Raw genomic sequence first — 11,404 nt, forward strand, 5'->3', positions numbered from 1 at the left:
GAGAGTTCATTAGTGGGTTAGCTGAGGTCATTAAATATGGCTTGATTCGTGATCAAGAATTTTTTTATTGGTTAAAAGCAAATAAAGATGCCATTTTAATGCGTGATAAAAGTGTGATTAAGGAATTGGTTGCACGATCTTGTCAGAATAAAAAAGAAATTGTCATGGAGGATGAATTCGAACAAGGTAATCGAGCTTTGTTAAATCTAGGGCATACTTTTGGGCATGCCATTGAAAAAAACATGGGTTATAAAGGGATATTGCATGGTGAAGCGGTTGCTGTTGGCGTTAGGATGGCCGCAATTGTTTCTACAAAGATGGGGTTGATGAGTGTTGATCAGCAATGTGAAATTGAAGAAATGTTAAAAGCATTTTTGTTGCCAATAACTATGAAACAACATTTCTCATTTGAAAATATGTGGGATGCTATGCTACTTGATAAAAAAAATACATCGACAGATATTCGCTATATATTATTATCTGATATTGGACATGGTATTGTGATTGGAAATGTTCCTAAGGAGTACATTGAAGAAGCTTTTACAATGACTATGATAAAGGATGAATAATACTTTTGAAATTAGATCGATTACCATGGATAGATGTTACTCCGTATGATCATATTTTAAGTAGCTTGATCAGTTTATGTCAAAAAACTGATGTTAGCCTGATTTCCGTACAAGGGCCAAATGGATCAGGCAAAAGTAGAATCTTAAGAGAAGTTGTTTCAGTCTTATCTGAAGATGATAATGTCGGTGCTATCGCATTCAATGGACATGATGGGAGTATTCTTTACAGCCATGGTGCCACTCTTCAGATTTCATCGATATTTAAAAGCCAAGAGCGTAGAACTCGTTTTAGTTTAGCTTTAGAAACAGTTTTAGAAGATAAAGAGCATTTGTATATGCTGATTGACGATGTCGAAGCATTACCGGATGATATTATTGGAGACATCATCAATATATTGACAGAATCTGACTTTTACGATGGCCGAGTCACGCTTGTAACTTTTATGGGCGTAGCACCTATTTATCTAGCTGCTCGTCAATTGTTAAAAGATGCTCAGATGGTAACTTTGCCGAGTATGTCAATTATGCAAGCTAAGCAATTCATTGATAAAGTTTACCATTATACTCATCAGACAAAAAATTTGAGTATGTCAGAAGTCAATCATCTGCATAGCTTATCATATGGTTATGCGGGTCGTTTAATTAAACTATTAGAGCAATATTTAATCAACCCTCAGCAAGTCAAGTCTTCTGCAATCTGGTGGATCGTTGGTGTAGTATTATCTTTGCCATTAATAGGTGTATTTTTGTGGTTTCAATATGAGGTTAATGATGTTGTACCTCATCAGGAAATAGTATTAGAACCTAGAATAACATCAGAGCCAATACCTATAAGGAAAGAGGTTATTCCTGTGAAGGTAGTTCAACCCATTCAGGAACAGATATTTGTAGGGCCGATATTTATGGTACAAAAATCTAGCTTGATTGACTCTGCGAGTATAGATGTTGATGAAAAACCAATATTAAGTTATGTGATAGAATTAGCAAGGGATCGGTCGAAAGAGCAATTGGTACGAAAGTTGCAGGGGCGATCTATTCCTGGAAAGGCGCAGTTTATTAAGATTGAATCTCAAGGCTCTAACATTTGGGTTGCATATATTGGTCCGTATGGTAGCAAAGCACAGGCTCAACAGGGAAAAGAGAAATTGCCCGCAAGTTTGCAGAGCTTACCTTTGAAAGTTAGAAAGGAATTTTAAAATGGGTAGACGTAACGATCATTCTCGTGACGAATTGAAAGAAATGATTATTGTTGCCGCTGAAAAAATTTTGGTTGAAGAAGGGTATGGCAAACTCACGACACGAAGAATTGCAAAAGAGATAGGGTATACGGTTGGTTCATTGTATATGGTCATTAAAAATGTTGATGATTTAATGCTTTTGTTAAATGCACGAACTTTACAATTACTGTTAGCTAAAATAGAAGGGGATTTAACTGAACGTGATCTTCTCAAACCTTATGATGCATTGATGCAAATTGCTGTCAGTTATGTGGATTTTGCTTTTGAACATAAAGAAAAATGGCAGGCTATTTTTATGCATAGAGTAACTGATTCTGCGCTGTTAACTGAAGAATATTTCATACATATCAGAAATCTTTTTAAAGTCATTAGCTATCAATTATCTTTATTGGCACCTAAATCAAATGAAGATGAATTAGAATTATTAACTCGAGGATTATGGGGAGCTGTGCATGGTGTAACAATGTTGAGTCTCGATCATAAGTTTAGTATTGGTTCACGAATGGAATATGATACCAAGCGTGTTGTTGAAGGCGTTGTGAGTAACGCACTTTATGGGATTCAGAATAGATCATAAGTATGGCAATTTTAACATTACATAATATTTCATTAGCATTTGGCGATCGTCCTCTTTTAAAAGATCTTGATTTTACTTTAGATAAAGGTGATCGAGTTGCATTGATTGGTAGAAATGGTGAAGGTAAAAGTTCATTATTGAAAGTAATTTTGGGTGATGTTGTCCCCGATGATGGCGAGATTATTATTGATAGAGGTTATAGAATCTCTTCACTGTCGCAAGATATTCCAAGGGATTTAACGCAAACAGTTTATGATGTTGTTGCGGAGGGCTTACCAGAAGTTGGAGAAAAGCTTGTTCAATATCACCAGCTGTTATTGCAACCAGAAGCGCAGATGGATTTGGCTAAGCTTAGCCGACTACAGCAAGAGATTGAGGCTGTTGATGGTTGGTCATTAGATCAAAAAGTGATGACAATTATTACTCAGCTAGCACTTCCAAAAGACGAAGTGATTGCTAATTTATCAGGTGGGTGGATTCGTCGAGTTTTATTAGGTAAGGCATTGGTGTCTGAACCTGATTTATTATTATTAGATGAGCCAACGAACCACCTAGATATCGATGCAATTTTATGGTTAGAAGAAATGCTCTTGAAAAATTATTCAGGAGCATTGTTATTCATCACCCATGATCGTCAATTTTTAGAGAAAATTGCCAATAAAATTATTGAACTCGATCGTGGTATTTTGTCTGAATTTCCTGGTGATTATCAAAATTATCAGCGTCGTAAAGAAGAAATGGCGCATGCTGAATCACAAGAGCGTGCTTTGTTTGATAAACGTTTGGCGGAAGAAGAAGTGTGGATTCGCCAAGGTATTAAGGCAAGAAGAACACGTAACGAAGGTCGTGTGCGCGCTTTAAAAGCAATGCGAGAGCAGTATAAGGAGCGAATTTCAAAGCAAGGTATTGCTAAGCTGAATTTTGAAGAGGGTAAAGAATCAGGCAAACGAGTCATCAGTGCTGAGAATCTATCTTATAGTATTGATGGTAAAAACATTATTCATGATTTTAGTATTACTTTAATGCGTGGTGATCGCATCGGGTTAATCGGTGCAAATGGTGCAGGTAAATCAACATTATTGAAGTTATTATTTCAACAGCTTGAGCCTCAGTCAGGTAAAGTTGAAATTGGCACAAAATTAGAAATTGCTTATTTTGATCAGTTACGTTCAGTGTTAGATTTAGAAAAAAGTGTTATTGATAATGTTTCTGAAGGTAGTGATTTTATAGAAATTAATGGTAAAAAGCAGCATATTATCGGCTGGCTACAGGATTTTATGTTTACACCAGAAAAAGCACGCAGCCCTGTTAAGGCTTTATCTGGCGGTGAGCGTAATCGACTGTTATTGGCTAAATTATTTGCCAAACCTGCTAATGTGATTGTGCTCGATGAACCAACGAACGATTTAGATATTGAAACTTTAGAAGTATTAGAAGAGTTGTTGTTAGGATTTGAAGGTACGTTATTGATCGTTTCTCATGACCGTGCTTTTATCGATAAAACGGTGACATCTACTTTGGTTTTTGAAGGCAATGGTCACATTAGCCAATATGTTGGCGGATATACTGATTGGCTAGACAGTATTGAAAGTCGTAAATATTTTGCAAATACAGAAGTACAGCAACAAAAAAATATTGAAAAAAAAGCACCTGCTGTTGAGAAAAAGATAGCAGAAAGTGAAACAAAGACTCAAAAGATTAAGCTTTCCTATAAAGAAACACGAGAGTTAGAGTCTTTGCCAAAATTATTGGAAACACTAGAGCAAGAGATTGATGCATTATCACAGCAAACTCAAAATGTTGATTTTTATCAACAAAACCATCAGGAGCAAACTAAGGTTTTAGATGAGTTAGCACAAAAAAATGAAGCATTAGAAGAAGCATTTATGCGATGGGAAGAACTTGAGCAAAAACGATCACAAATGTAATCGTATTGCTTTTAGGTTTATTTGTGTATAGTATCTTGAACTACAGATAACATACAAGTTACGAATTGTGACAGGAGGATGAAATGAGCAGTAATTTAAAAGAACAAGCAGTTAGCAAGATTCGTTTCAAAGATTTCCAAGATAAGATTGTATCTGCAGATGAAGCAGCATCTTGGATTGAAGATGGTATGACGCTGGGAATGAGTGGTTTCACATTGTTTGGTGAGCCAAAAGTATTTCCTGGTGCGTTAGCAAAACGTGCTAATGAGCATAAAATTAAAGTTAATGTTTATACAGGTGCCTCGATGGGGCCTGATGCCGATGGTGTTTTAGCTGAAAATAAAGCAATTAATTTGCGTTTGCCTTACCAAGGTAATCCAAGCCTGCGTAAAGAGATTAATAGTGGTGAAGCTAAATATATTGATCAGCATTTATCTCATACAGCAGAACAAATTCGTCAAGGTGTTTTAGGTGAAATTGATTTTGCAATCATTGAAGCTGCTGCAATTACAGAAGATGGACAGATTATTCCAACAGGTTCTGTTGGTAACTCACCAATCTTTGTTGAAAAAGCAAAAAATGTGATCATTGAATTAAACGTAAGTGCACCAGCGGCATATGAAGGTATTCATGACGTTTATATTCCTAAAGATCAAGGCGAGAATTTGCGTGATGCAATTCCTGTATATGATATTAGCCAGCGCATTGGTTCAATTGGTATTAAAGTTGACCCTGCTAAAGTTCGCGGTATTGTTTTATCAGATCGTCCTGATATTCCATCTCCATTATTTGAACCTAATGAAGAAACACAAAAAATTGCTGATAATTTATTAGCATTCTTGGAAAAAGAGGTGGAAGAAGGTCGTTTAACAGAAAAATTAGCACCATTACAATCAGGTGTTGGTTCTGTTGCAAATGCAGTATTGAGCGGTATGGCTAAGTCTAAGTTTAAGGATATTACTGTTGCATCAGAGGTATTGCAAGATGGTATTTTTGACTTAATCGATGCTGGTGTTGTGAAATTTGCCGCTGCAACTGCATTCTCATTGTCAGCTAAACGTGTTGCAACATTAGCAGAAGATTTAGAACGTTATAAGGGTAAAGTAATTTTCAGACCGCAAGAAATTACAAACCATCCTGAAGTGATTCGTCGTGTTGGTGTGATTTCTTTCAATACAGCTTTAGAAGCTGATATTTACGGTAACATTAACTCAACACACGTTAATGGTACTCACATGATGAATGGTATTGGTGGTTCTGGTGACTTTGCACGTAATGCTCGTATTACAATCTTTGTGACGACATCAACTGCGAAAGGTGGGGATATCTCTGCTATCGTACCATTTGTTACGCATGTGGACCATGCTAACCATGATGTTGATGTCATTGTTACTGAACAAGGGTATGCAGATTTGCGTGGTAAAGCACCAAGAGAGATTGCTCAAATTATCATTGATAACTGTGTTCATCCTAAGTTTAAAGAGCAAGCAAGAGATTATATTAAGCGTGCTAATGAAAAAGGTGGCCAAACACCTCATATCCTTTCAGAAGCATTTTCATGGCATGAACATTATGCTAAACATGGAACAATGCTCTTGAGCGAAAAAAAGAAATAACTGAAACAACATTTATCTAATTAAAAATAAACCCTGTCATTTGCAGGGTTTATTTTTGAGTATAAATTTTGAAAGTTATATTTACATTGTTTTATAAAGTGCTTCAGCTTCTTTTACTTTTTCTGGGCTTGGCATTCTGCGAATTGATGTATACGCAATAATTTTTCCATCTTGATCAAAAGAAGGAACGACAGTTGCATAAACCCAATAATAGCTACCATTTTTACATAAATTCTTCACATAACCATACCAAGTTTTACCAGCCTGGATTGTGTCCCACATATCTTTAAATGCAGCCTTGGGCATGTCAGGATGTCGTAAAATACTCTGTGGTTGTCCGATTAACTCTTCTTTGGTATAACCAGAGATATCGACAAAAGCCTTGTTTGCGTGTAATAAAATTCCTGTGGTATCTGTATAGGATACAATTAAACGCCCGATGGGATACTCAGTTTCTTGATCTGTTACAGTTACAGTGCGTGTTGAACCATCATATAAATGTAATTCGACTTCGCGAGAACTAGTCATTAGTTTTCTCCTAGTTTTGCAAAAATTAAAAATGTTTATAAGTTTATTGAATATGATTTATATACCTATTCACTCATGCTTTTATTATACGATAAAGTAAATAAACATAAACTGAGAATTGTAAATGTTTTAGGTATAATTGATCATTCAAATGATTATGTGGGTTAGTTATGAACATAAAAGAACGTGCAATAGCACAAGCTCAACGAGTTTTAGAGATAGAGGCAGAGGCTGTTGTTTCATTAAAAGAAAAGATTGATGATAATTTTTATGAAATTTGTGAATTATTAAAACAATGCACAGGCCGTATTGTTGTGACGGGAATGGGTAAGTCTGGTCATATTGGTCATAAAATTGCTGCAACGCTTGCAAGTACTGGTACACCATCATTTTTTATGCATCCTGCTGAGGCTAGTCATGGTGATTTAGGAATGATTACCAAAGAAGATGTTGTCTTAGCTCTGTCTAACTCAGGCGAAACAGATGAGCTGATTGCTATTATTCCCATTTTAATTCGACAAGGGACATCTGTTGTTTCTATTACAGGGAATGACCAATCAACTTTAGCAAAAAATTCTAGTTTCCATTTATTGGCAAAAGTTAAAGAAGAAGCTTGTCCTTTAAATTTAGCACCAACATCTTCTACAACTGCTGCATTGGCATTAGGCGATGCCATTGCCGTAACATTGATGGAAATGCGTGGTTTTACATCGGATGATTTTGCCCGTTCACATCCCGGGGGGAAATTAGGCCGCCGTTTATTATTGCGCGTTCAAGATATTATGGCACCTTATGAGGAGATTGCTGAAGTTTCTGAGGAGCATCATTTAACAGATGCGCTATTGGAAATGACCAAATATCCTTTGGGTATCATTATTGTGACGGATAATGAGCAAACTTTAAAAGGTGTATTCAGTGAAGGTGATTTGCGTAGGACTTTAACAAATCGTACAGATATTCATGAGCTAACTATGAAAGAGTGCATGACAGCAACACCTAAATATATTCATCCTGCAGCTTTAGCTGTAGATGCGGCAAATTTAATGGAAGAAAAACGTATCAGTGCGTTGCCCGTGTTAGATATGCAAAATAAAGTGCTTGGTGTTGTGACAATGCATCATTTATTACAAGCGAGAGTTATGTAGTAATGCAGCTTAATCAGCAACAATTGGAGGCAGTCCATTCTATTAGTCAGCCTCTTTTGGTTTTAGCAGGTGCAGGATCTGGTAAAACAAGGGTGATCACAGAAAAAATTCGTTATCTGATCCGAGAATGTTCGTACCCTTCTAAAAATGTTTATGCTGTAACATTTACAAATAAAGCTGCAAAAGAGATGCAAGAGCGTGCAAAAGCAATTTTGACAAGAGAGGAAGCAAAGGGCTTAAAGGTAACCACTTTTCATAGATTGGGATTGCAGATTTTAAAAAAGCATGGTCATTTGTGTGGCTTACGTAAAGGTTTTTCCATTTATGATCAGCGAGATAGTTTGTCACTGTTAACAGATTTATTGGGTGATAGTGATGAAGCTAAATTAGCTCAAATACAAATTTCCAATTGGAAAAATGATCATCAGTCTGTTGAAACCTTACAAGGTTGCATTGAAGATGAATTAATGCAAAATACAGTACAAGCTTATGCAGATTATCGAGAGCAATTGTTAATTTATAATGCATTAGACTTTGATGATTTAATTTTTATGCCGCTTCAGTTGTTCTCAACAAATGAAGAAGTTTTAAAATATTGGCAACGTGAGATTCGTTATTTATTGGTAGATGAATATCAAGATACTAATTTGTGCCAATATGAATTGGTGAAATTATTGATGGCGCATAAAAATGGACTAACAGTTGTGGGTGATGATGATCAATCTATCTATGCATGGCGCGGTGCTAGGCCTGAAAATCTTCATAAATTGCATGAAGATTTTCCGAATCTGAAAATGATTAAATTGGAGCAAAATTATCGTTCAACAGGGCATATTCTGAATGCAGCTAATCATGTGATTCGTTTTAACCCACATTTATATGAGAAATCTTTATGGTCTAGTTTGGGCATGGGCGATGAGATTACGGTGGATGAATTTAAAAGCGCACAAGATGAGATAGATTTTGTCGTGTTATCCATTGAAGAAAATGCTGCTTTAGTTGGGAATGATTACAGTCAATTTGCAATTTTATATCGAGGCAATCATCAGGCTAAAGTGTATGAAATTGCTTTAAATATGCGTAATATTCCGGTGCGTGTTGTCGGTGGCACAAGTTTTTTTCAACAACCTGAGATTAAGGATTTGATTTCATATCTTAAAGTTATTGCAAATCCTGAAGATATTGCGTCATTATTACGTATTATCAATGTACCTAAGCGTGAAATAGGTGTTGCATCTTTAAAGAAACTTGTAGACTTTTCAAAAGTTAATCAATTACCATTGTATGAAGTGTTACAGCATGATCAATTAGGCACTTATTTAGGTAAAACATTAGCTGTTAAATGCCATGATTTCTATAAGGTATTGTCTAAAACTAAAATACAATTGGAGCAAGGCGCGACTAGAGATGCATTGGAGTATTTATTAGACAGTATTGGGTATGAGGATTATTTGCGTGACCAATCATCATCGCCAAAATCATTGGAGCGCAAGCAAAAAAATATCGAATATTTGATCGGTTGGTTGGATCAATATGATATGCCATTTGAAGAAATATTATCTCATTTAACACTCATTTCGATTTTAGAGAATGATAGTGAACAGAAAGATCATAATGCTGTAACATTGATGACATTGCATAGTGCGAAAGGGCTAGAGTTTCCCTATGTATTTTTAGTTGGGATGGAAGAGGATATTTTACCTCATAAAAATAGTATTGATAATGATACGGTGGAAGAGGAGCGACGTTTGTTTTATGTAGGCATTACTCGTGCAAGGCAAAAGCTTGCTTTGACATATTGTCGTCAACGAAAACGTTATGGTGAATGGGAATCTTGCACACCTAGCCGATTTTTAGATGAATTGCCCGAAGAAAATATTATTTGGCGAAGACCTGGAGAAATATCATCGAAAGAACACAAAGAACAAGTGTCTTCAATGTTCAGTGATTTACAGGCATTATTAAAAAGTTAAAATAGATTAAAACCTCCATAAGGAGGTTTTTGAGATTAATGTGTTAATGTTGCTTTGATAGTTTCATAATCGCGTTGTAAAACATAATCTGTTTTTAAATCTTCTTCAATTTTTCTGCAAGCATGCATAACTGTTGAGTGATCTCGTTCAAAAGCACGACCAATTTCAGGTAAGCTATGTTTAGTTAATGTACGAGAAATAAACATTGCAAGCTGCCTAGGTTTAGCGATATTGGCAGCACGAGATTTTCCTGTTAAATCATTGCTTTTCAAATTGTAATATGTGGTTACAACTTTTTGAATATTAGGTAGTGTAATTTGGCGACTTTGAATTTCTACTAAGCTACCTAAGGCACTTTGTGCCACAGCAACACTCAAAGGTAATCCTTTAAAGTTTGCCATAGCATTGACTTGTTTTAATGCACCTTCTAGTTCACGAACACTAGCTTTAACCGTTTGTGCAATGAAGAAAGCAGTTTCTTGAGGTAAGATTAATCCCCAATTTTCAGCTTTCTGCAATAGAATTGCCATTCTATGCTCTAATTCAGGGGGTTCGATATTAACAATTAAGCCTGAAGCAAAACGAGATTTTAAGCGATCTTCCATCATTTCTAATTCTTTAGGATAACGATCGCATGTTAAAATTACCTGATGCCCGCCATCGAGTAATGTGTTAAAAGTATGGAAGAATACTTCTTGAGTCGTATCTTTTCCTGCAAGCAATTGAATATCATCAATTAATAACGCATCTAAAGTTTTATAAAAATGGCGTAAATCTGAATGGGTATTATTTCTAAAGCTGCGTACAATATCTTCAATGAAGCTATCACAGTGTTGATAGATTAAGCGAGCATCGGGATATTTTTCACGAATAGAATTACCTACAGCATGCATTAAGTGTGTTTTGCCAAGCCCTGTATTACCATAAATGAACAATGGATTATGTGATGTGCCAGGATGTTGGGACACTTGCGCACAGGCAGCTAATGCAAATTGGTTAGATTTACCTTCAACAAAATTGGAGAAAGTAAAGTCATGATTTAAGTTACTTGTTTCAATTGCAGATTCTTTAATAAAATCTTTAATAACATCACGAGATTTTCCGCCACGCGTTGTATTTTTTTTATTTTTCTTTTCGACAGAAATGGGGGCTGAATATTCATCTTCAGTGCCAACGCCGTATTGAAGTGTAATCTCAGAATCAAGCTTATCTGAAAAAGTCTCACGAATGATATCTTCGTAATTTTTTTTCACCCAACGAATGATCATGTCAGATGCAGCTAAAATAATAACCTTATCTTCTTTAATCAAAAATTTTAGTGGGGCAACCCACATAGAAAAGTCGTCCTCAGGAATTTGACTGGCTAATTCCTCAAGGCATTCTTCAATAATTACATCCATTTTAATATTCTAGACCAATGACGGGGCGTTATTGTAGCAAAGAAATCTATAATCATAAAATAATGCTGATAGATTCACGAAATTATTTTTGGCAGTAGTTTTTTTGGGCTAAGTTTCCTTGAGCATCTAAAGTGAGCTGTGCACATTGATTATCTGTAGGAATCCATGTACCTTCAACTACAGCATTTAATGTATATCGATTGTTATTGGGTGTATAAACCACTTTGTAAATCAGTTGGTTGTTATACCTAATTTCACCATTGTGTCGAACATAGACTTTTCTACCATCGCCTTCACCTTCTGAACCTGATTTAGTTGCATGTAGTTCGATTTTATTGTACGGGACTCTTCCCACTAAACGAGCTTTTTCAATTTGTGATTGTAACTCTGTCATTTGTGCGACAGCATCTGCAATTCGCGCTTTTCTTTG

Annotated in this window: 10 protein-coding genes; 7 read left to right on the plus strand and 3 right to left on the minus strand. The window is 35.8% G+C overall.

Features of this window, described 5'->3' with window-relative positions:
* The 5 genes from BZK14_RS02345 to scpC all read left to right on the plus strand — a co-directional run.
* Positions 1-569, plus strand: a 569-nt coding sequence (locus BZK14_RS02345; RefSeq protein WP_143691281.1) for a 3-dehydroquinate synthase, incomplete at its 5' end; no start/stop codon positions are given.
* 5 nt (positions 570-574) lie between these two features.
* On the plus strand, positions 575-1,765 hold the full coding sequence (locus BZK14_RS02350) for an SPOR domain-containing protein (RefSeq protein ID WP_077924997.1): 1,191 nt from the start codon (positions 575-577) through the stop codon (positions 1,763-1,765).
* A gap of 1 nt (position 1,766) precedes the next feature.
* Positions 1,767-2,384 (plus strand): TetR/AcrR family transcriptional regulator, encoded by a 618-nt coding sequence (locus tag BZK14_RS02355; protein ID WP_077924998.1) that lies wholly within the window; start codon positions 1,767-1,769, stop codon positions 2,382-2,384.
* Between the two features lie 2 nt (positions 2,385-2,386).
* Positions 2,387-4,312 (plus strand): ATP-binding cassette domain-containing protein, encoded by a 1,926-nt coding sequence (locus BZK14_RS02360; RefSeq protein ID WP_077924999.1) that lies wholly within the window; start codon positions 2,387-2,389, stop codon positions 4,310-4,312.
* 83 nt (positions 4,313-4,395) lie between these two features.
* On the plus strand, positions 4,396-5,928 hold the full coding sequence (gene scpC / locus BZK14_RS02365; protein ID WP_077925000.1) for a succinyl-CoA:acetate CoA-transferase ScpC: 1,533 nt from the start codon (positions 4,396-4,398) through the stop codon (positions 5,926-5,928).
* An 81-nt stretch (positions 5,929-6,009) separates the two neighbouring features.
* Here scpC and BZK14_RS02370 read toward each other — a convergent pair whose 3' ends face one another.
* Complete coding sequence (locus BZK14_RS02370) at positions 6,010-6,456, minus strand: PAS domain-containing protein (RefSeq protein ID WP_077925001.1); 447 nt, start codon at positions 6,454-6,456, stop codon at positions 6,010-6,012.
* Between the two features lie 170 nt (positions 6,457-6,626).
* Here BZK14_RS02370 and BZK14_RS02375 point away from each other — a divergent pair, with 170 nt between their 5' ends.
* Positions 6,627-7,601, plus strand: coding sequence for a KpsF/GutQ family sugar-phosphate isomerase (locus tag BZK14_RS02375; protein ID WP_077925002.1), 975 nt, complete (start codon positions 6,627-6,629; stop codon positions 7,599-7,601).
* A 2-nt stretch (positions 7,602-7,603) separates the two neighbouring features.
* Complete coding sequence (locus BZK14_RS02380; protein WP_077925003.1) at positions 7,604-9,574, plus strand: ATP-dependent helicase; 1,971 nt, start codon at positions 7,604-7,606, stop codon at positions 9,572-9,574.
* Between the two features lie 35 nt (positions 9,575-9,609).
* Here the strand turns inward: BZK14_RS02380 and dnaA are convergent, their stop codons facing one another.
* Together dnaA and BZK14_RS13205 are read right to left on the minus strand one after the other, a co-directional pair.
* Positions 9,610-10,974, minus strand: coding sequence for a chromosomal replication initiator protein DnaA (gene dnaA, locus BZK14_RS02385; protein ID WP_077925004.1), 1,365 nt, complete (start codon positions 10,972-10,974; stop codon positions 9,610-9,612).
* An 82-nt stretch (positions 10,975-11,056) separates the two neighbouring features.
* The coding region (locus BZK14_RS13205; protein WP_077925005.1) for a hypothetical protein at positions 11,057-11,404 on the minus strand (348 nt) is incomplete at its 5' end.

The organism is Wohlfahrtiimonas larvae, from assembly GCF_002006755.1.
Lineage (GTDB): Bacteria > Pseudomonadota > Gammaproteobacteria > Cardiobacteriales > Wohlfahrtiimonadaceae > Wohlfahrtiimonas > Wohlfahrtiimonas larvae.